This window comes from Pseudomonas sp. 3B-A001-10F (assembly GCF_056313565.1).
The window spans coordinates 1-22,262 of record NZ_JBQYFW010000054.1; the positions used below are offsets into that span (position 1 = coordinate 1).

Consider the following 22,262-nt stretch of genomic DNA (forward strand, 5'->3'; position numbering starts at 1 on the left):
CATCCCGAACTCAGCAGTGAAACGATGCATCGCCGATGGTAGTGTGGGGTTTCCCCATGTGAGAGTAGGTCATCGTCAAGATTAAATTCCGAAACCCCAATTGCGAAAGCAGTTGGGGTTTTGTTTTAAGTAGAAACATCCGTTTTTGCTGGCTTGTTACCGTGTTGACGGGCCAGATACAGAATTTCTTGACGACCATAGAGCGTTGGAACCACCTGATCCCATCCCGAACTCAGAAGTGAAACGATGCATCGCCGATGGTAGTGTGGGGTTTCCCCATGTGAGAGTAGGTCATCGTCAAGATTGAATTCCGAAACCCCTGTCTGCTAACGCGGACGGGGGTTTTGTCATTTCAGGATCAGATAAAGAAACGACAAAGCCAGCCCCTGAGACATCAGGGGCTGGCTTTTTTATGCTCAGGAAAAGGGTTGCAGGATTTGAAACTGCCGCCGGAACGTTGCTCCGGAAACACCGTGGCGAACGCTCTGGCACGCCGTTGGGCGGGAATCTGGCAGAAATACCATCCATTTCCTGTATGGCCCTAAGATTTCTCCGACACGTGCCGACAGACTGGTGAGACATGCGTGCACCAAAGTAGAGCGGCTAGTAGAACGCTGCCTGCACTGTACATGGAATGTTGCATCCGGAACGCATCCCCACTTTTGGCATAAGAAGTCCCATGAAATGAATCTCAAGTTCAGCCATAAAATCCTGTTGGCCGCCTCGGGCGTCGTGGTCCTGGCGTTCGCGCTGTTCACCCTCTACAACGACTATCTGCAGCGAAACACCATTCGCCAGAACCTTCAGTCTTCTGTGCAGCAGGCCGGTGATCTGACCGCCAGCAGCGTGCAGAACTGGATGAGCGGGCGGATCCTGGTGCTGGAAAACCTCGCGCAGAACGTTGCCCATCAGGGTAAGGACGCGGACTTCCCGGGCCTGGTCGATCAACCGGCCTTCACCTCGAACTTCCAGTTCACCTACGTCGGTCAGGCCAACGGTGTGTTCACCCAGCGCCCTGACGCGAAGATGCCGGACGGCTATGACCCGCGTCAGCGCCCTTGGTACAAGCAAGCCGTGGTAGCTGACAAAACCATGCTGACGCCGCCGTACATGGCTGCTGTCGGCGGGCTGGTGGTGACCATCGCCATGCCGGTGAAAAAGAACGGCGAACTGCTCGGTGTGGTCGGAGGTGACCTGAGCCTGGAAACCCTGGTGAAGATCATCAACTCGGTGGACTTCGGTGGCCTCGGCCATGCATTCCTGGTCAGCGCCGACGGTCAGGTGATCGTTAGCCCGGACAAGGATCAGGTCATGAAAAACCTGAAAGACATCTACCCGAACACCAGCGTACGCATCGAGAAGGGCAACCAGAACGTGGTGCTCAACGGTCAGGAACGTATTCTGTCGTTTACCCCGGTCAGCGATCTGCCGAATGCGCAGTGGTACATCGGTCTGTCGATCGACCGCGACAAGGCCTACGCCGCACTTAGCCAATTCCGTACTTCGGCGCTTATCGCAATGTTTGTCGCCGTGGCTGCGATTGCCTTGCTGCTGAGCCTGTTGATCAATGTGTTGATGCGTCCGCTGACCACCATGGGCCGTGCGATGCAGGATATCGCTCAGGGCGAAGGCGACCTGACCCGCCGCCTGGTGGTCGAGAGCAAAGACGAGTTCGGTGAATTGGGCAGCGCGTTCAACCAGTTCGTTGAGCGTATTCACGCGTCGATTTCCGAAGTGTCTTCCGCCACCCGTCATGTGCATGACTTGTCGCAACGGGTGATGGCATCGTCCAACGCCTCGATCGTCGGTTCTGACGAGCAAAGCGCGCGCACCAACAGCGTCGCTGCGGCGATCAACGAACTGGGTGCCGCCACACAGGAAATTGCGCGCAACGCCGCCGATGCTTCGCAGCATGCGAGCGGCGCCAGCGAGCAGGCTGATGACGGTCGTCAGGTGGTCGAGCAGACGATTCAAGCGATGACCGAACTGTCGCAGAAGATCAGCCTGTCGTGCACGCAGATCGAAACCCTGAACGCCAGCACCGACAACATCGGCCACATCCTCGACGTGATCAAAGGGATTTCGCAGCAAACCAACCTGCTGGCACTTAACGCCGCAATCGAAGCGGCGCGTGCCGGTGAAGCCGGACGTGGTTTTGCCGTGGTGGCGGACGAGGTGCGAAACCTTGCCCATCGCACCCAGGAGTCGGCGGAAGAGATCCACAAAATGATCACGTCGTTGCAGATTGGTTCGCGGGAAGCGGTGACCACGATGAACGCCAGTCAGGTGTCCAGCGAGCAGAGCGTGGAAGTGGCCAATCAGGCCGGTTTGCGTCTGGTCAGCGTGACTCAACGTATCGGTGAAATCGACGGCATGAACCAATCGGTGGCAGCGGCCACTGAAGAGCAGACCGCGGTTGTGGAAACCCTCAACGTCGACGTTAACCAGATCAACCTGCTGAACCAGCAGAGCGTCGCCAACCTCAATGAAACGTTGAAGGATTGTGATGCGTTGTCGCAGCAGGCCAATCGTCTGAAGCAGTTGGTCGACAGCTTCAAGATCTGACCTGAAGTCAGACCGCGTTATCGTTTATCGCGAGCAGGCTCACTCCTACAAATTAACCGGGCTCCATCTGAAGGAACCCGATCAACTGTAGGAGTGAGCCTGCTCGCGATAGCGATCTAGAACTCCCCGCCAAGCTCAAGCCTTAAACAAACAGCTTCAGCACATTCCCCATCGCATCATCCGCAAACCCCTGCACAAAATCCTTGAACCCTGGCAGTGCCTCTTCACCGCCCGAAGCCGGCTCGGCAATGATCGTCCACGTCGCCCGAGACTTACCCGCGCCCAGCGATTCGACATTCATCGCCGCCCACAGATTCGCCACCCCCAACGTGTTGTAAATCGTCGTCCAGGTCATGCTTCGGGCCTGCTCATCGCGGGAGTTGAGTTGCTCGACCACCACGTTGCCATCCTTAAAGCATTTCTTGCGCAGCGAGGACACGCCCTCGCCGATTGTTTCGATGTGCGACAGCGCCGGAATGAAACGGTCGAATCCGCCGAAATCGCCGACCACCGCCCAGACCTGCGCCGCGTCTGCTGGCACTTCTACCGAAGACACTACGTGGCAGCCATGCGGGTTTTTGATCAGGGTGTCGGGTTGCAGAGTGCTCATGGTGTTGCTCCTGTTTGATGGATCAGATGAAGTTGATTTCTTTCAGGTAATCGCAGCCACGACGCAGCAGCGCCGGGGATTTCTGCGGGTAGTGCGCGCCCATCAGCTGCACGCCGGCCTCAGCGTTGGCATGGCCAATCAGGGAGATGTCGCCGATGTCTTCTTCGAAGCCGTTGAGGTAGAAACCGAGCACGCCGAACAGCGCGTTGTCGGCATCGACACGCCCGAGCTGCTGCTGCCAGTCGGCGACGCTGACCAGTGCGAACTTGCTGCCGGTTTCGCGGAACGAAGCGACGTAGGCATCCCAGCTCAATGGCTCGGGGTTATGCAGGTTGAACACCGCACGTTCGGGTGAATAACGGCTGGCGTGGAAGGCAATGAAGCGGGCAAGAAAGTCCACTGGCATCAGGTCGAAATTCAGCGCGAAGGCCGGCACCTGGCCGAGCTGGATCGAGCCTTTGAGCATCAGCATCAAACGGTTTTTGTGCGGCTGACAAACACCGCTGAGGCTGTTGAAACTAATGTTGCCGGGGCGATACAGATTGACCCGTACACCGCGTTCCCGCGCCCGTTCTAGGATGCGTTCGCCGACCCATTTCGACAGGTTGTAGCCGTTGCGGATGTAGATCGGTGGGGTCGTGGCGGCTGGCAGTTCCAGCACCCGTCCAGCATCGTCCACCGTGCTGGAAGCCGACAGCGTCGAGACGAAGTTGAAAACCTTTTTGCTCTGCCCTTCGCACAAGCGCAGCAGGGCGAAAATCGGTTCGACGTTGTCCGCCGCCAGCGACTCGTAATCGAGTACGTGATTGACGTTAGCGGCGTTGTGCACCAGTGCGCCGAACTCGCAATCCAGGCGCTGATAGTCGTCGTCATTCAGGCCCAACTGCGGGCGCGTAATATCCGCCGCGTAAACCCGCACGCGACTCAGATCCAGATGCTCCAGGCGGTTTTCACGCAGTGACTCGGCAAAGCGTTGCGCCGCAGTTTTACCGCCGCCGTCGCGCACCAGACACGCCACTTCGCTGGCGCCCCAACCGAGCAGCGCCTCAACGATGTGCACGCCGACAAAACTATTGGCGCCGGTTACGATGACTTTATGCACATCGCCCATGTGGCTGATCGGCAGTGGCTCGATTTCCAGTGCACGCTCGGCGTCGGCCATGGCCTGGGCGCTGAGTACGGCGCTGTCATCGGTGCCGCGTACCAGCGTTGCCAGTTTGATGATGGTCGGCAGTTCGATGAAGCGGTTGATCGAAATGCTACGCCCGAACTCCTCACGCAAACGCAGCAACATGCGTGAGAGCAGAATCGAGTGGCCACCAAGATTGAAGAAGCTTTCGTCAGTGGAAATGTCGCTGCTCGGCAGCTCCAGCAACTCCGCCCAGATCTCCAGCAACAGCGCTTCATCGGCATTCACCGGCAGGCATTTCGGCCCGTTGTCCTGCACGCTCACTGGCAGTTCCAGCAGTGCTTTGCGATCGACTTTGCCGTTGCTGGCGAACGGCATGCTCGCCAGCTCGGTCCACGCCACCGGTTGCATGTAGTCCGGCAAAAACTGTCTGGCGTGGGCTTTCAGCGCGTCGCGTGCGGTGTCCGATTGCGCTTGTGCGAGGAACGCGAGAATGCGCCGCTGACTGTCGATCACCACCGCCATTTGCCGGTACAACTGGCTCTCGCGCAGGCAGCGCTCGATCTCTTCCGGCTCGACCCGGAAGCCACGGATTTTTACCTGATTGTCGCGCCGCCCGCACAGTTCGATACCGTGCTCGCCCCACCTGGCCATGTCGCCGCTGCGGTAGGCGCGCAGCGTTTGGCCGTCCGGCAATTGCAGGGTCAGATAACGCTCGGCGGTCTGCGGCGGATTGTTCAGATAACCGAGGCAAACACCGGGGCCGATGATGAACAATTCGCCGACGGTGTGCTCCGCCACCGGTTGCAAATCGTCATCGAGAATCAGCACTTGGCTGTTGGCGATTGGTGCCCCGAGGGTGCGGTTACTGTCGCCCGGTTTGAGCTGGCGCGCGGTGATCAGTACGGTGGCTTCGGTCGGGCCGTAAAGGTTGTGCAGTGTGCCTTGACGGGTCAGTTGCTCAATGACAAACGGCTCGCAGACATCGCCGCCGGTCATCACTTGCACGCCTTCCAGTTGCTCCAGCGGCAGGATGCTCAACAGCGCCGGTGGCAGGAATGCGTGGGTCAGGTGTCGGCGGCGGATCAACGCGACCAGTTGCAATGGATCGCGCCGTTGCGTGTCGTCCGGCACCACCAGTTCGGCACCTTCCAGCAGGGTCGGGAAGATGTCGATCAGTGACGAATCGAAGCTCAGCGACGAGAACTGCAAGACCCGACTCTCGGCCTGCAATTGCACGTAATCGGCGTACCACGCGGTGAAGTGCGCGAGGTTGGCCTGACTGAGCAACACGCCTTTCGGATGTCCGGTGGTGCCCGAGGTATAGAGCGCCATGCACGGTGCATCAAGGTCGGGACGGCGGCGCATTAGCGGTTGGCTGAGATCTGCCTCTGAGCTGTCGATGCGGCTGACGTCCAGCCCCGCCATGGATGCGCTGAGCGGATGCTCGCCATCATGCAGCAACAGCAGCGCGCCAGCATTTTGCAGAATGTATTGCTGACGCTGTAACGGATGACTCGGCTCCAGCGGCAGATACACCGCGCCGCTGCCGAGGATCGCCAGAATCGAGGCGAACAGCGCCGGGCTTTTTGGCAGGCAAATGCCGACCACCCACGGTTTTGGCTGTTGCTCGAGCAAGGGCAGCAAGCGCTGCTGAAGCGCACGACTGTGAGCGTGCAGTTGGCGATAGCTGATCGACTGTTCGGCGATGTGTAGCGCCGGGCGTTCAGCGTGGTGGATCAAGCTTCGTTGCAGGCGCTCGATCACCGGGATCTGCGCCTCTTCCAGCAGTGTGAGATTGGTCGTGTCGTTGCGGCGATGGACGTAAGCCAGGCTGTCGAGGAACAGCAGGTTTTCCATTCTCTCGAAATCCGGCGCAGTCACTGACGCGGCCTGCTGCAGATAGTCAGCATCACGGGAGAAGCGGCTGACCAGCAACGCCACTTCATCGACCACCTGCGTCAGCACCCGTTGCCGCAGCGCCTGCCCATTGCCGGACGGCTCATCGCCAATCGGCACGCGGCTGATCAGTGACGAGCCAAGGAAACACAGCAAATCGAGTGTCGGCAAACCGGCATGGCTCTGCACGCCGACACCCAAACGCAGATGCAGGTGCGGGATCGAGCAGAAATCGCCGGCGCCGATAAAACCATCGTCGATGATCAGATCCACCGTCGCTGCACCGGCAGCGCTGCGCTGCAATGAGTGACCGTGTTGTTCCAGTTCCTGCGCCAGGTCGGTCATCGCCTGGCTGGCGCCAATCAGCAAAATGTCGAGACGTTTCATGTCGGCCTCCTCATCAAACCAGGTAATCGCGTAACGCGTGCTGCACGCACGGCGTGTCGAGCAGCGAGCTGTTGTGGAAGAACTTGACGATGTTGCCCACCAGCGGATGGTGGCGATTGATCGGGAACGCGAGCCCGGTCATCTCGTCCCTGAGCGAGCGGCGGGTGGTCTCGCTGACCGGCAGTGCGTCGATCAGGCGCAGGTCGAAGGCTTTCTGGATGTCGTTGGTCAGGTAATGGCCGATGAACACCGGCAGAATCTGCGCGATGGTTTCGCGATCCGCCGCGTTGGCGGTGTGCCAATAGATGCGCACCATCCGCGCCCAGAAACTCGAATGGCGACCTTCATCGAGCAAGTGATCGGCCATCAGGCCTTTGATCGACGGCTTGACCGTGTCGTCGCGTGCGAACGCCGCGACATCACCGGTCACGGTGTTTTCGGCGATGGCCACGCAGATCAATTCGACCGCGCTGCGCAGGTGCTCTGGCGCCAGCGCTACTGCCGCAGGAATCGCCCGGCTCAGTTCGATTTCATCGGGGAGCTGAATCGGTTCGATGCCGGTCATCGCCACTGTTTGCTGCATGAAATCCATCGCCACGAGGGCGTGGTAATCCTCGTCGACCACCACGGTCATCGCGTCGTAACGACAGGCAAACGGGAAGGCCACGGCGAAGCGATTCTTGGCGATGCTGCGCGCGGTCTTGTCGACGATCTCGGTCTCGAAAATCACCACGTCGTTGATGAATTTGTACAGCGTCTGTACCAAGGCGAAATCACGCTGTTGCGGGCACTCGCGCAGGAAGGTTTCGCTGAGTACCAGCGGCTGACGACTGAGCGGATAGATCAGCCGTTCGTCGTCTTCGAGTACGCGTCGCGGGCGGGTGCGGATGGTCGCGCGATTCTCCCAGGCGTCGGCAAAGGATTGATAGTCAGCAGCGTTCATTGGGTCACCTCTGCCAACGGCTCGCGCATGCTTACGCGCAGGCCGTCCCACAAGGCGATACGGCTTTCCACGGCGGCAATGGCGCTGGCGTAGACCTCGGCTTCACGTTGCGGGTCGCCGTCGACCAGGCGCTCGAGCAGGTGTTCGGCCGCCGGGCCGTGGTCTTCGGAGTCGACCTCGATGTGCCGTTCCAGGTAATAGCGAAAGGTCGGCGCCTGTTCGATACCGATGCCCCAGTCGTCAAGAATGCGCTGGAACATGGTCGGGATCACGCTCTCGCGACCATGCAGAAACGCCGCCGCCACGCTGTGTCCCGGAGCATGCAGGGCGGTACGCAAAGTATCGCGGACAAACTGCGCGGCAGCCGGATCAACCTCGACGCTTTGCAGCGCGACGTCATAGCTCACGCCTTCCTGTTGCAGGGCGACAAAGCGCTCTACGGCGGTGGTACTCGCGCCGATTTCGCGCATCGCATCCAAGTACAACTCGAAATGGCTGTAATGCCCCTCGGTCAGGCGATCATCCGATTCTTCACCGAGAACGATCTCGTTGATCAACCGCGCGGCGTGAGGGTCACGCGGCGGTAGCCAGGGCAAACGCGTGCAGGTCAGTTCCTGCTGCAGGCGTTTGGTCAGCGACATGAAATCCCACACGGCAAATACATGGGTTTCCATGAAACGACGCAATACCGATAACGACGTGATCTCGGAAAAGATCGGGTGAATGCTAAGTTCGGCTTTCTTCAGGGTGAGTTGGTGCTTAGTGGGCATCATGATGTCCTTTATCGTTGATATTAAATGGAACTGCTCTGCAACTGCGCAATCAATGGAATTACGACTTACTTGTTTTCTGTCGACGGACGACAGCCTTCCTTCCTGATAGGTAAGTGCGGATCGATATACCTTTGACATGACTTCATGTCTGCCCATAAAGCGCTGCTGCTCCGCAGGCATTGGGCTGCTGCCGAGGTGAAGGGTGAAGTTCAAACTTGGCGAAGAAAAGCTAATACACCGACAAAGTGTTTAACAAGTATATTTTTAATTATTTTAAGTTGGCTGTTTTTTGAAGTTGAGTTGTTCCAATAAAACTTTCAAATAAAGTTTTATTTGGGCGTAGTTGCTCCTTTCGGCGAATAACGGCCAAAATTGCTCAAGAAGAGTGAATGCCTCACTCGAAGCAACTTTCCAGTAATAAGAGTTGAATGATTTAAAAGGGGCGGAAGTTGGCCGTGACCCCGCGCCATGACTTCCTTTTTCCCGTGGCAAGGCTCCTTCCGTAGGTTCCTGGTGCGGGGACTGCGCCGGCAGGGCGGCGCGTCGCCCGTTCTTTATGGGGTGGCGGCTCAAGAGTGCGGGTAAATTTGCGCCACGGCTATGACCGATTCATCAGCGGTAACTTGCAAATATCGGACTGAACGGCGCAGGGAGGTTAGAGCGGACATGTGGATCCGCCCAGCAGAGGGCTGGCGGATCGCTTGGGATTTGTAAGCGGGTGATTCGCGGGGCGGTGCGCGCTCAGCGCGCAGCTTGGCGGTTTTGCGCGGCAGGGGTAGCGAGATAACGAGTAATCACTTCGACACCGCGATTGAGGTGCTGCTCGAGGAGTTTGATCGACAGTTCAGTGTCGCGATCCAGCACGGCTTGCAACATCGCCCGATGATCGTCCTGGGACAATTTGCCCAGGCCCATGGCCTCAAGGTTGAAGCGCAGAAAACGCTCCTCTTCGTTTAGCCCGTCTTCAACCAGTCGCAGTAAGCGTTGGTTGGGCGCCTTGCTGTACAGGGCCATGTGGAACAAACGGTTGAGTCGGCCGATTTCCGTGTAGTCGTGTTGCGCCTCGAGCTCTTCGATGTACCCGGCTGCGCGTGCGTGGTCGGCAGCGGTCAGCAGCGGAATCGATTGCCGCATGGCTTCGGATTCGAGCAGGATGCGCAGCTCGTAGGTTTCGGTAGCATCACCCTGAATCAATGGCGCAACCACTGCACCTTTATGCGTAGTAACGCTCAGCAGTTCTTGGGCTTCGAGCTGGCGCAACGCTTCGCGCACCGGCATGCGGCTGACACCGAAAAGGTCGGCCAGATCCTGCTGGCGCAGCGCCGTGCCACAGGGCAGACGACCGTCGAGGATTGCTGAGCGCAGGGTTTCTTCGATCACCGAACGGGCCAGATGCGCAGGAATCGGTCCATCGACTTTAATGCTATGCAGCGGTTTGGGCTTCTGTGTCACGACTACGCACCCTGTATGTCGGCCTGATTTGGATCCAAATGACACTAGTGATTGCTCTACAGGTTGTCAAACCTTGTAAAACAATGCGCTGGCAACTGAAGTTTAGCGCGCCGGCGATGATCTCATGGTGCCATTGTTTTTTCGCCGGCTAAGCTTCACCATCAAACGCTTTCCTTCCTGCCCCCCGGAATCCTGCTGTGGCGGTATGTTTCGCGATCCCCCGGACACTGCGCTGGCTAGGCTGCGCACTGCTGCTGGCCGGCGTCATGCTGGGCGGTCTGCATGCCGATTGGGATTTTTCCACGATCAGCCGCAAAGCCACGGCACTTTACGGGCCGCTGGGTGCCGGGCAACAGCGTATCGATGCCTGGCAGAATCTGTTGGCTACGCAGAAACAGGTCAGCGAGATGGAAAAGCTCAAAGTGGTGAACCTGTTTTTCAACAAACAGGTGCGCTACGTCGAGGACATCGACCTGTGGCACGAGGTCGATTACTGGGAAACGCCGATCGAGGCGCTGTGGAAGGGCGCCGGCGACTGCGAAGACTATGCGATCGCCAAGTATTTCAGCTTGCGTCACCTCGGGGTTTCCAGTGACAAGCTGCGCATTACTTATGTCAAAGCGTTGCGCCAGAACCGCGCGCATATGGTCCTGACTTACTATGCCACCCCCGATGCCATGCCGCTGGTGCTCGACAGCCTGATCGACCCGATCCAGCCGGCGTCGCAGCGAACCGATTTGCTGCCGGTCTACTCTTTTAATGCCGAAGGGTTGTACCTGCCGGGCGCCAAGGGCAACAAGAAGGTCGGTGACACCAAACGCCTGTCACGCTGGCAGGATGTGTTGAAGAAAATGCAGGCCGAAGGTTTCCCGGTCGAAACGACTAACTAGGAGCATGCGCTCAGATGTCTTTGTTCAAACAGCTGTTGATCGCTATCTGTCTGTTCCTGGTGGTCGCCTTCACCGGCAGCTTCATGGTCAGTCTGGAAAGCTCGCGCACCCAGTACGTCAACCAGTTGCGTTCCCACGCCCAGGACGCCGCGACGGCGCTGGCGTTGTCGCTGACGCCGAATATCGACGACCCGGCCATGGTCGAGTTGCTGGTCAGCTCGATTTTCGACAGCGGTTATTACGCGAGCATCCGCGTGGTCGATCTGAAGACTGACCAGACGATTGTTGAGCGCAACGGCATTCCGGCCGTCACCAATGTGCCGGACTGGTTCGTCAAGCTGATCGGGCTGGAGCCGGCCGGTGGCGACGCGCTGGTCAGCCGTGGCTGGGAGCAGGCGGCGCGGGTCGAGGTAGTCAGCCATCCGATGTTTGCTGTGGCCAAATTGTGGCAGAGCGCATTGGGTAGCCTTGGCTGGCTGCTGATCTGCGGGGCGATCAGTGCCGTGCTTGGCGCGCTGCTACTGCGTCGGCAATTGAAGCCACTGGATTACATGGTTAAGCAGTCCCACGCCATCGCCCGTCGCGAATTCCTCAGCCTGCCGGAATTGCCGCGCACACCTGAGTTGCGCCGCGTGGTGCAGGCGATGAACCAGATGGTCGAGAAGCTCAAGGCGCTGTTCCAGGAGCAGGCCGAACGTAGCGAAAAACTGCGCGCCGAGTCCTATCAGGACAATCTCACCGGGCTGGCCAACCGACGTTATTTCGAGATGCAGCTGCACAACCGGGTGAGCAACCCGGAGCAGGCCAGTTCCGGTTATCTGCTGCTGTTGCGGGTCAAGGATCTGGCCGGGCTCAACCAGCGCTTGGGCGGTCAGCGCACCGATGAATTGTTGAAGGCTGTTGGCGAACAACTGTCCCGCGAATGCGCCAAATACCCGGAAACCCAGAACCTCGTCACCCGTATTCGTGGCGGTGAGTTTGCCGTGCTGGCGCCGGGGCTGGTTCGTGAGGAAGCGCTGCAACTGGCGCAGAACCTCGACAGCGCTTTGAGCAGTCTGCACGCCACCGGGGCGACCGACGTGGCTGCCGTGGCGTCGATCGGCCTGGCGCCGTTCACCCATGGTGATTCACCGCAACAAGTACTGACGCTCGGCGATCAGGCGCTGGCGCAAGCTGAAGGTCAGGGCGAGCAGAATTGGGCGTGCATCGATCAGAGCCTGACGGCGGATGTCGGCGACGATCACCATGCCTGGCATCGCTTGCTCGATCAGGCCTTGAGTCAGCAGCGTTTCGAGCTGTATTTCCAGCCAGTGGTTGCCGCTGCAGACACGCAGCTGGTGCTGCATTACAAAGTGCTCTCGCGCCTGCTCGATGATCAGGGCAAGACCATCCCGGCCGGGCGCTTCCTGCCGTGGCTGGAACGCTTCGGCTGGACTGCACGGCTTGACCGCTTGATGCTCGAACGCGTGCTGGAGCAGATGAAAGGGCACGAAGATTCGCTGGCGCTGAACTTGTCCTCGGCGACCCTGGCTGATCCGCAGGCACTGAACAAAGTCTTCGAGATTCTGCGCGCGCATTCCAACCTGGGCGAGCGCTTGACCCTGGAAATCGGCGAGGAGCAATTGCCCGAACAAGCGGTGCTGGAGCAGTTGACCCGGCGCCTGCGCGAACTCGGTTTCTCTCTGAGCCTGCAACGCTTTGGTGGTCGCTTCAGCATGATCGGCAACCTGGCGCGGCTGGGGCTGGCGTACTTGAAGATCGATGGCAGTTACATTCGTGCGATTGATCAGGAGAGTGACAAGCGTCTGTTTATCGAGGCGATCCAGCGTGCGGCGCACAGCATTGATCTGCCGCTGATTGCCGAGCGGGTCGAGACGGAAGGGGAGTTGTCGGTGATTCGCGAGATGGGTTTGTATGGGGTTCAGGGGCGGTTGTTTGGTGAGCCTCGGCCTTGGCGGTGAGATTGCAAAAGCCACCCTCACCCTCACCCTAGCCCTCTCCCAGAGGGAGAGGGGACTGATCGTGGGATATTGATGTAATACGCCGACGTGAAAGAGCTCCGCTGAATCCATAATCGACTCGATTTCTCAGGTCGATGTATGGCGCCAGACACCTCGGTCGGCCCCTCTCCCTCACGGGGACTGATTGGGGGATATTCGGTAAATACGCCGACGTGAACGATTGCGCTGAATCCACAATCGACTCGATTTCTCAGGTCGATGTATAGCGCCAGACGCCTCGGTCGGCCCTTCTCCCTCACGGGTACTGATTGGGGGATATTCGGGAAGTACGCCGACGTGAAAGATGTCCGCTGAATCCATAATCGACTCGATTTCTCAGGTCGATGTATAGCGCCAGATACCTCGGTCGGCCCCTCTCCCTCACGGGGACTGATTGGGGGATATTCGGTAAGACGCCGACGTGAACGATTTGCGCTGAATCCATAGTCGACTCGATTTCTCAGGTCGATGTATAGCGCCAGACACCTCGGTCGGCTCCCTCTCCCTCGGGGAGAGGGCTGGGGTGAGGGTAGGCTTTTGATACTGGGTGGATCAGATCAACCCGCCCTCATCCTCATCGATCAACTGGCTCAACCCGCCCAACGCCTCACGCGCCTGGGTCCGGTCCATCAGTTTGGCCTGGGCCGCCGGCGGCAGGTCGGTGACGCGGATCACGCCCTTCTGGGTCAGCACCTGAATCAGGTCGTCGAGTACCCGAATCATTTCGAAGTCGCTCTGCTTGAGCTGTTTCAGGCTGGTTTCCACCACTTCATTGGCGAACCAGGCCTGGATTTCATGGCTGTCGGCCGGCAGCGTTTCCGTGGCCTCGGCGTAGGCCGCGGCTTCCACGCGAATCAACAGACCTTGCGCATCGCGTTGCACGTAAAACATTGAGCATCCCTCAGAAATGAACCAGCGTCATGCTGTCAGCAGCATAGCCAACTGTGCGCGAGTATGCGGGGCGGCGACGCGATCGTCACCGGTCCGGTCAGCACAAACGTGACGGCCGCCCCATCGGGGCGGCTGTTTTGTTCACGATCAGCTGTTGTTGTGGTCGACCTTGATGGTCGGGTCGCTGCCGGCAATCAGGTTGTGAATGTTGGCGCTCGACCAGTTGTTGCCTTCCAGTTTGATCGTCACGTCCGGGGTTGCCGCCGCAGCGTCGCCGGAGTTGAACTTGCCCGCCGAGCTGACTTGCAGCGACGACGTGCCGTCGACCGTGGTGATCTTCAGGAAGTTGTCGATGGTGCTGCCGGTCTCGCCCTGCAACAGATCACGCAAGTCGATGCGGTCACCTTCGCTGGCCTTGAAGTCCTTGATCACGTCGTTGCCGGTGTCGCCCGCCTTCCAGACGAAGGTATCGGCACCCGAACCACCGATGAGAATGTCATTACCCTGACCGCCGATCAGCGTGTCGTTGCCGGTGCCGCCGAGCAGGATGTCATTGCCTTTGCCGCCATCGAGCAGGTCGTTGCCGCCCGAGCCGAAGAGGATGTCATTGCCCGCGCCACCCAACAGCGTGTCGTTGCCGTCGTGTGCGCCGGAGACATCGAACGCCTGATAGTGCTCGGTGATGTACTGGTGCACGTTGCTGGTGGTGACTTTGCTGACGTCGACGCCGGTTTCCTTGGCAACGAACGCCTGCATCGCTTGATAACCCTCGCCGGCAATGCCGTTGAAGCTCACCAGATCGCCGAACAGGATGTCGTTGCCGTCGCCACCGCTGACGGTGTCGTTGCCCGGCAGCGTCGCTTCGGTGTGGCCGATGATGGAGTTGGCCAGATCCTTCGGATCGATGTTGGTCTGCGGTGTTTTATCCGAATCGTAAGGTTTCAGATCGTTGAGGCTGACATCGTTGTTCAGTCCGATAGCCTCGACGTTCGACAGACCGCTGAGCAAGGCAAAGCCACTGGTCGAGTTACTGGTCGTTGCCGAGTTGGTGCTGTTACCGGTACCCGCCAGACTCGACAACTCATAGGTGCCGTCGCCCTGCGCGTGAATGGTGCCCAGATTAGAGCTGCTCCAGCCCCACCACGAATTGTAGGTTTGCAGGGTTACGGTGCCGGCGCTGTTGATCGTCAACGCGTGGGTATTGTCGATGTAGGTGCTGAAGGTGTCGCCCGGCTTGTAGTTGCTGGTTTTCACCACATCGTCGAGCTTCACGTTGCCGTACAGCGTCGGGTTGGTCTGCTCGCCGCTCTGGTAGTAGGTCGGCTGGCCGTCGGTGATGAAATACGTGAGGTTCTTCGCCCCGGTGTTGGCCACAGCGTCAGCGCTCTGGAACCAGTTGGCCGTGGTCTTGAATACGTCCTCGTAGTTGGTGCCACCGCCGGAGGCCATCGAGTCCAGTACCGCTTTAAGTTGCGTCAGCGCGTTCGGGTCGTTGAGATTCACCGACACCGACTTGTTGACCTGGGTATCGAAGTCGACGAGGAAAATGTTCACCGTGCCCGAATTGCTGCCGCCCAGGCTCTGCTTGAGGCTGTTGAACACTGAGGTCAGCGAATCTTTGGCCGCGTTGAGCGACGACGCGCTCATGCTGCCAGAGCTGTCGACCATGAACGCGATGTTGTAGTTGGTGCCCGGCACCACGGTCAGGCCACCGATGTCGGCGACGATGATGTCGTTGCCATCGGTGCCGGTGACGGTGTCATCGGCTGAGGTGGCGACAATGGCGTTGTAGACCGCCGGCACCACGGTGACCGGAATGGTCGCGGTGCTGCTGGCCGAGCCGCCGACCATCTCGGTGGAGGTCGAGGTCACGGTCAGGTTGAACTGGCCGTTGTAGTACGGCGGCGGGGTCACGGTCAGGCTGCCGAGGTTCCAGCCGGTGACGTTGGCGTCGCCGCTGCTGGCGGTGACGGTGAAGGTATGGCCCGCGCCATCGCTGAGCACCGAGCCGACTGGCGCGCCGCTGATCTTCACGCTCAGGGTTTCCGAGCCGTCGGTATCAGTCAGTGCGGTGGTGATAGCCGACAGTTTCACCGTGGTGCCTTCGGCGCCGGTGTTGAGTTTATAGCCGTCGTAATAGCCTTCGCCGTTGCTGCCGTGCAGATCGGAGACGGTCACGCCCGAATTCACCAGATCCTGCACGCCGGTGTAGATCGGTACGCCAGCGCTGCTCAGGTCGATCGGCGTGCTGCCGTTGACCGACAGGTTGACGTCGTAGCTGCCCGGGCCGCTCTGATTGTGGTGGTAGATATCCAGTGTGTAGTAGCCGCTGGTGGTCGGGGTGAACGAACCGCTGATCGCACCGCCCGCGCCCCAGGTACCCGAAGCCACGCTCTTGCCGCCAATGGTGATCAGCAGGCTATCGTCGGCCACACCACTGAAGGAATAGGTTTTGCCGGCTTCCAGGTAGATCAGGCCCGAAGTTTTCGAGGCGGTGCCGGCGGCCACGCTGCCGTCCGACTGCACGTTAGTCACGTTGCCGCTGGTGTTCGGGGTGCCGGCGCCGTCGATCACGTTTTTCAGGGTGGTCGAGTTCGCACCGCTGCCGTCGGTACCCAGACCCGAGAGACCGGTCCAGACTTCTTTGATCAAACCGGTCGACTTCACGCTGTTGTCGGCGACGTTCACGGTTGGCGCATCCGCCACCGGAGTGATGTCGATCTTCACGGTGCCGGTGTTGCCCAACAGTTGGCCGTCGGTTGGCTGGAACTTGATCTGCGCGTAATCCGCCTGATTGTTGCCCAGGCCGCTGCCGCCGTAACCGTTGACGCCCGACTCGTTGGCATCCGGCAGGAAGCGCAGCTTGCCCGCGTCGATGTCAGCCTTGCTGAAGGTCTGGTTGTTGGCGACGTCCTTCCAGGTCGAGCCGTCCAGGTACTGCAGTTTGCCTTCGCCCGGCAGTTGGGTGATTTTGATACCGAGGCTGCTGGCAGGGCTATCGACGTCGGTCACGCCAAAGGTCGACCAGCCGAGTACCAGCGGAGTGTCTTCGGTGCCAGTGACATTGCTCGGTGCAGCAACCGGAGCGTCGTTGACCGCCACCACGTTGACCGTGGTGGTCGCGGTGTTGGAGTAATTGCCGCCATCGGTCACGGTCACCGTGATGATACGCGGCACGGTGCTCGGGTTTTCACTGCTATTGGTGAAGCTGATGTTCTTGATGGCCTGCATGTAATCAGCCAGCGTCGCGTTGCCCGACAAGGTCAGGGTCACGGTGCCGTTGGTGCTGTTGGCATTGATGGTGATGCCGTTGACGCTGTTGCCCAGGTTCAGCGCATCGCCGTCCTGACGGTTGGTTAGGACTACAGTGGCGCCGGTGAGCATGGTGCTGTCCGGGTCGGTGATGCTGATATCGGTGTCGGCAATCGACACACCAGCGCCCGGGGTGTTCTCGGTGAAGGTCACCTTGTAGTCGGCACCGGTGGCGCCGCTGGAGTTGTTGGCATCCAGGTCGAGCACGGGCGGCGCATCGTTGTCGATGATCGACGTGCTGACGCTGCCATTGGTGCTGCTGACCGCGAGGTTCTCGAAGTTGCCGCCAGTGGCCGAATCGATCTTGACCACGAAGTTCTCGGTGCCTTCGGTGATCTTGTCATCGAGGGTCGCGACGTTGAACTGCGCGCTGCTCGCACCGGCCGGGATCTTCACGGTGTAAACGCCAGTGAAGTCCGAACCGTCGGCGGCGGTGCCGCTGTAGACGATTTTCAGGGTCACTTCGGTTTGCGCCGGGTGGTTCAGGCTGACCGTGTAGCTGGCGGTCTGGCCTTCGGTCACCGAGCTGCTGCCAGTGATGCTGACCGTGGTGGTATCGACCGTGTCGGTGACGTTGGTCACGGCTGGCGTGTTGCTGGTCACCAGATTTTCGAAGCTGCCGCCGCTGGTGCCGGTGATGGTCGCCTGCACGGTGCCGGCGTCTTTGTAGACGTCATCGGCCGGAGCCGGAACGGTCACGGTGCCAGTGGTTTTGCCGGCGTCGATGGTGATCACCGAACCGTTGCTGAGGGTCACGGTGACTGGCGAGCCAGCGGCGTTGGTCAGGGTCGCGGTGTAGGTGATCTGGCCACCTTCGGCCACGGTGCCGGTCGCGGACAGCGTCAGGTTGGTGGTGTCGACGGTGTCGGTGACGGTAGTGCTGACCGGGGTTTTGTCGGCGACCAGATTTTCGTAGTTGCCGCCCGTGACGTTGGTGATCGAGTTGGTCAGCGGGGCGTGGCCGGTCAGCGCATCGTTCGGTGCGGTGGTGGTCACGGTGCCGGTGGTTTTGCCGATGTCGATGGTGATGGTCTGACCGTTGGCCAGGGTCACCACGACCGGCGAACCGGTTACAGCTGCGCCGACAGTGGCGGTGTAGACGACGTTGCCGCCTTCAGCTGCTGTGCCGGTCGCGGTCAGTTTCACCGTGGTGGTATCGATGGTGTCGGTGACGCTGGTTACGGCTGGCGTAGTGCTGGTCACCAGGTTTTCGAAGCTGCCACCGGTGGCGGTTTTGATCGTTGCCTGGACGTTGCCGGCGTCGTTGTAAACGTCATCGGCTGGCGCTGGAACGGTCACGGTGCCGCTGGTTTTACCGGCGTCGATGGTGATCACGGCGCCGTTGGACAGGGTCACGGTGACCGGTGAACCAGCGGCGTTGGTCAGGGTCGCGGTGTAAGTGATCTGGCCGCCTTCGGCCACGGTGCCGGTCGCGGACAGCGACAGGTTGGTGGTGTCGACGGTGTCGGTCACGGTGGTGCTGACCGGGGTTTTGTCGGCGACGAGATTTTCGTAGTTGCCGCCAGTGACGTTGGTGATCGAGTTGGTCAGCGGGGCGTGGCCGGTCAATGCGTCGTTAGGTACAGTTGTGGTCGCGGTGCCGGTGGTCTGGCCAACACCGATGGTGATGGTCTGACCGTTCGACAGGGTAACCACAACCGGCGAGCCAGTCACTGGAGCACCGACGGTCGCGGTGTAGACGACGTTGCCGCCCTCTGCCGCAGTGGCCGTTGCCGTCAGTTTCACGGTGGTGGTGTCGATGGTATCGGTGACGCTGGTGATAGCCGGAGTCGTGCTTGGCACCAGATTTTCGAAATTGCCACCGCTGGCGTTGCTGATTGTGGCCTGCACGGTGCCAGCGTCTTTGTAGACGTCGTCAGCCGGGGCCGGGACAGTCACGGTGCCGGTGGTTTTACCAGCATCGATGGTGATCACCGCGCCGTTGGACAGGGTGACGGTCACTGGCGAGTCAGCGGCGTTGGTCAATGTCGCGGTGTAAACAATCGAACCACCTTCGGCCACGGTGCCGGTCGCGGACAGCGACAGGTTGGTGGTGTCGACGGTGTCAGTGACGTTGGTCGAAACCGGCGTCTTGTCGGCGACGAGATTTTCGTAGTTGCCGCCAGTGACGTTGGTGATCGAGTTGGTCAGCGGTGCGTGACCAGTCAACGCATCGTTTGGTGCGGTAGTGGTCGCAGTCCCCGTAGTCTGGCCGACACCAATGGTGATGGTCTGACCGTTGGCCAGGGTCACGACAACCGGCGAGCCGGTGACTGGCGCGCCGACAGTCGCGGTGTAAACGACGTTGCCACCTTCGGCTGCGGTAGCGGTTGCCGTCAGTTTCACAGTCGTGGTGTCGACGGTATCGGTGACGCTGGTGATAGCTGGCGTCGTGCTCGGCACCAGATTTTCGAAGTTGCCACCGGTGGCGTTGCTGATCGTGGCCTGCACGGTGCCGGCGTCTTTGTAGACGTCGTCGGCTGGTGCTGGAACGGTCACGGTGCCGGTGGTTTTACCGGCATCAATGGTGATTACGGCGCCGTTCGAAAGAGTCACGGTGACTGGCGAACCAGCGGCGTTGGTCAGGGTCGCGGTGTAAACAATCGAACCGCCTTCAGCCACGGTGCCGGTCGCGCTGAGCGACAGATTGGTGGTGTCGACAGTATCGGTCACCGTCGTGCTGACCGGCGTTTTGTCAGCCACGAGGTTCTCGTAGTTACCGCCGCTGACGTTGGTGATCGCGTTGGTCAGCGGTGCATGGCCGGTCAAAACGTCGTTTGGCGCGGTAGTGGTCGCGGTGCCGGTGGTCTGGCCAACACCAATGGTGATGGTCTGACCGTTCGACAGGGTTACCACGACTGGCGAACCGGTTACTGGTGCACCGACCGTCGCGGTGTAGACGACGTTGCCGCCTTCAGCGGCAGACTCGGTGGCCGTCAGTTTCACCGTGGTGGTGTCGATGGTATCGGTGACGCTGGTCACAGCCGGAGTCGTGCTTGGCACCAGGTTTTCGAAGTTGCCACCGGTAGCGGTGCTGATGGTCGCCTGCACGGTGCCGGCGTCTTTGTAGACATCGTCAGCCGGGGCGGGAACGGTCACGGTGCCAGTGGTTTTACCGGCATCGATGGTGATCACGGCGCCGTTCGACAGGGTCACGGTGACTGGCGAGCCAGCAGCGTTGGTCAGGGTCGCGGTGTAGACGATCGAGCCACCTTCAGCCACAGAACCGGTCGCGCTCAACGACAGGTTGGTGGTGTCGACAGTGTCAGTGACGTTGGTGCTGACCGGCGTCTTGTCGGCCACCAGATTTTCGTAGTTGCCACCGGTCACGTTGGTGATCGCGTTGGTCAGCGGAGCGTGGCCGGTCAATGCGTCATTCGGCGCAGTGGCGGTCGCCGTGCCGGTGGTCTGGCCGACGCCGATGGTGATCGTCTGACCGTTGGCCAAGGTTACGACAACCGGCGAGCCGGTGACTGGCGCGCCGACAGTCGCGGTGTAGGTGACGTTGCCACCCTCAGCTGCCGACTCAGTGGCGGTCAGCTTCACGGTGGTGGTGTCGATGGTGTCGGTGACGCTGGTCACAGCCGGCGTTGTGCTCGGCACCAGGTTTTCGAAGTTACCACCGGTGGCGGTGCTGATCGTCGCCTGCACGGTACCGGCGTCTTTGTAGACGTCGTCGGCCGGCGCAGGAACAGTCACGGTGCCAGTGGTTTTACCGGCGTCGATGGTGATCACGGCGCCGTTCGACAGGGTGACGGTCACTGGCGAGCCAGCGGCGTTGGTCAGGGTCGCGGTGTAGACGATCGAGCCACCTTCAGCGACCGAATTGGTAGCGCTGAGTGACAGATTGGTCGTGTCGACGGTGTCGGTGACATTGGTCGATACCGGGGTCTTGTCCGCAACAAGGTTTTCGTAGTTACCGCCGGTCACGTTGGTGATCGCGTTGGTCAGTGGTGCGTGACCGGTCAACGCATCGTTCGGCGCCGTGGTGGTCGCGGTGCCGGTGGTCTGGCCGACGCCGATGGTGATCGTCTGACCGTTGGCCAAGGTTACGACAACCGGCGAGCCGGTGACTGGCGCGCCGACAGTCGCGGTGTAGGTGACGTTGCCACCCTCAGCTGTCGACTCGGTGGCGGTGAGTTTTACGGTTGTGGTGTCGATGGTGTCGGTGACATTGGTCACGGCCGGTACGGTGCTTGGCACCAGATTCTCGAAGTTGCCACCAGTCGCGGTCGAAATGGTTGCTTCGACTTTGCCTGCATCTTTGTAAACGTCATCCGCTGGCGCAGCGACGGTGACGGTGCCAGTGGTTTTGCCCGCCTCAATGGTGATCACGGCGCCGTTCGACAGGGTCACGGTGACTGGCGAGCCAGCCGCGTTGGTCAGCGTTGCGGTGTAGATGATCGAGCCACCTTCAGCAACCGAACCCGTCGCGCTCAGCGACAGGTTAGTGGTGTCGACGGTATCGGTGACAGTGGTTGAAACCGGGGTCTTGTCGGCCACCAGGTTTTCGTAGTTGCCGCCAGTGACACCCGTGATCGAGTTGGTCAGTGGCGCCTGACCGGTCAGCGCATCGTTCGGTGCGGTGGTGGTCACGGTGCCGGTGGTTTTGCCGACTTCGATGGTGATGTTCTGGCCGTTGGCCAAGGTCACGGTGACCGGCGAACCGGTAACTGGAGCGCCGACAGTGGCGGTGTAAGTGACGGTGCCGCCTTCGGCCACGGAGGTATCGGCCGTCAGTTTGACGGTCGAGGTGTCTATGGTGTCGGTGACTTCGGTCACGGCCGGAACAGTGCTCGGCACCAGATTTTCGAAGTTGCCACCGGTAGCGGTGGAGATCGTCGCTTCGACCTTGCCCGCGTCTTTGTAAACGTCATCGGCCGGTGCTGGAACGGTCACGGTGCCGGTGGTTTTGCCGGCCTCGATGGTGATCACGGCGCCGTTGCTCAGCGTCACGGTCACTGGCGAGCCAGCAGCGTTGGTCAATGTGGCGGTGTAGATGATCGAGCCGCCCTCAGCCACAGAACCGGTCGCGCTGAGCGACAGGTTGGTGGTGTCGACGGTGTCGGTCACGGTGGTGCTGACCGGCGTTTTGTCCGCCACCAGATTTTCGAAGTTGCCGCCGGTTACGTCGGTGATCGCGTTGGTGAGCGGCGCGTGGCCGGTCAGCGCATCGTTCGGTGCGGTGAAGGTCACGGTGCCGGTGGTTTTACCGACTTCGATGGTGATGTTCTGACCATTGGCCAGCGTCACCACGACAGGCGAGCCGGTCACTGGAGCGCCGACAGTGGCGGTGTAAGTGACGGTGCCGCCTTCAGCGACCGACGTATCAGCCGTCAGTTTGACGGTCGAGGTGTCGATGGTATCGGTGACTTCGGTCACGGCCGGTACAGTGCTCGGCACGAGGTTTT

The 22,262-nt window shown here is 60.1% G+C and carries 9 protein-coding genes, 2 rRNA genes and 1 pseudogene; 5 read left to right on the forward strand and 7 right to left on the reverse strand.

What is annotated here, in order from left to right:
* From rrf (AC0ZWN_RS28015) to AC0ZWN_RS28025, 3 genes are all read left to right on the forward strand, one after another.
* A 5S ribosomal RNA gene (gene rrf / locus AC0ZWN_RS28015) occupies positions 1-81 on the forward strand; the annotation flags it as partial.
* 106 nt (positions 82-187) lie between these two features.
* Positions 188-303, forward strand: a 5S ribosomal RNA gene (rrf, locus tag AC0ZWN_RS28020).
* Positions 304-684: 381 nt separating this feature from the next.
* Positions 685-2,565 (forward strand): methyl-accepting chemotaxis protein, encoded by a 1,881-nt coding sequence (locus tag AC0ZWN_RS28025; RefSeq protein WP_093442675.1) that lies wholly within the window; start codon positions 685-687, stop codon positions 2,563-2,565.
* Between the two features lie 142 nt (positions 2,566-2,707).
* Here the strand turns inward: AC0ZWN_RS28025 and AC0ZWN_RS28030 are convergent, their stop codons facing one another.
* The 5 genes from AC0ZWN_RS28030 to AC0ZWN_RS28050 all read right to left on the reverse strand — a co-directional run bounded on the left by AC0ZWN_RS28030 (position 2,708) and on the right by AC0ZWN_RS28050 (position 9,758).
* On the reverse strand, positions 2,708-3,175 hold the full coding sequence (locus tag AC0ZWN_RS28030) for an SRPBCC family protein (protein WP_095051118.1): 468 nt from the start codon (positions 3,173-3,175) through the stop codon (positions 2,708-2,710).
* A gap of 22 nt (positions 3,176-3,197) precedes the next feature.
* Positions 3,198-6,590, reverse strand: coding sequence for an amino acid adenylation domain-containing protein (locus AC0ZWN_RS28035; RefSeq protein ID WP_476337590.1), 3,393 nt, complete (start codon positions 6,588-6,590; stop codon positions 3,198-3,200).
* Positions 6,591-6,603: 13 nt separating this feature from the next.
* Positions 6,604-7,533, reverse strand: a complete 930-nt coding sequence (locus tag AC0ZWN_RS28040) for a diiron oxygenase (protein WP_320413713.1) — start codon at positions 7,531-7,533, stop codon at positions 6,604-6,606.
* Positions 7,530-8,306 carry a DUF3050 domain-containing protein gene (locus tag AC0ZWN_RS28045; RefSeq protein WP_095051121.1) on the reverse strand — a complete coding sequence of 259 codons (777 nt, stop codon included), beginning with the start codon at positions 8,304-8,306 and terminating at the stop codon, positions 7,530-7,532. The genes AC0ZWN_RS28040 and AC0ZWN_RS28045 overlap by 4 nt, the downstream gene beginning before the upstream one ends.
* Positions 8,307-9,047: 741 nt before the next feature.
* Positions 9,048-9,758 (reverse strand): GntR family transcriptional regulator, encoded by a 711-nt coding sequence (locus AC0ZWN_RS28050; RefSeq protein ID WP_095126616.1) that lies wholly within the window; start codon positions 9,756-9,758, stop codon positions 9,048-9,050.
* Positions 9,759-9,955: 197 nt separating this feature from the next.
* Between AC0ZWN_RS28050 and lapG the strand changes: the two genes are divergently transcribed.
* Positions 9,956-10,648, forward strand: a complete 693-nt coding sequence (gene lapG, locus AC0ZWN_RS28055) for a cysteine protease LapG (protein ID WP_038369141.1) — start codon at positions 9,956-9,958, stop codon at positions 10,646-10,648.
* 14 nt (positions 10,649-10,662) lie between these two features.
* Complete coding sequence (gene lapD / locus AC0ZWN_RS28060; protein WP_476337592.1) at positions 10,663-12,609, forward strand: cyclic di-GMP receptor LapD; 1,947 nt, start codon at positions 10,663-10,665, stop codon at positions 12,607-12,609.
* 591 nt (positions 12,610-13,200) lie between these two features.
* Here lapD and AC0ZWN_RS28065 read toward each other — a convergent pair.
* The gene (locus AC0ZWN_RS28065; RefSeq protein ID WP_007918987.1) at positions 13,201-13,539 is read right to left on the reverse strand and encodes a hypothetical protein; all 339 of its coding nucleotides are present in this window, start codon (positions 13,537-13,539) and stop codon (positions 13,201-13,203) included.
* A gap of 147 nt (positions 13,540-13,686) precedes the next feature.
* Positions 13,687-22,262, reverse strand: a pseudogene (locus AC0ZWN_RS28070) (LapA family giant adhesin); the annotation flags it as partial.

What these genes read in the sequence shown, in the direction of transcription:
- AC0ZWN_RS28025 (WP_093442675.1), top strand. Translation starts at nt 685, where the DNA reads ATGAATCTCAAGTTCAGCCATAAAATCCTGTTGGCCGCCTCGGGCGTC.
- AC0ZWN_RS28030 (WP_095051118.1), bottom strand. Translation starts at nt 3,175, where the DNA reads ATGAGCACTCTGCAACCCGACACCCTGATCAAAAACCCGCATGGCTGC.
- AC0ZWN_RS28035 (WP_476337590.1), bottom strand. Translation starts at nt 6,590, where the DNA reads ATGAAACGTCTCGACATTTTGCTGATTGGCGCCAGCCAGGCGATGACC.
- AC0ZWN_RS28040 (WP_320413713.1), bottom strand. Translation starts at nt 7,533, where the DNA reads ATGAACGCTGCTGACTATCAATCCTTTGCCGACGCCTGGGAGAATCGC.
- AC0ZWN_RS28045 (WP_095051121.1), bottom strand. Translation starts at nt 8,306, where the DNA reads ATGATGCCCACTAAGCACCAACTCACCCTGAAGAAAGCCGAACTTAGC.
- lapD (WP_476337592.1), top strand. Translation starts at nt 10,663, where the DNA reads ATGTCTTTGTTCAAACAGCTGTTGATCGCTATCTGTCTGTTCCTGGTG.
- AC0ZWN_RS28065 (WP_007918987.1), bottom strand. Translation starts at nt 13,539, where the DNA reads ATGTTTTACGTGCAACGCGATGCGCAAGGTCTGTTGATTCGCGTGGAA.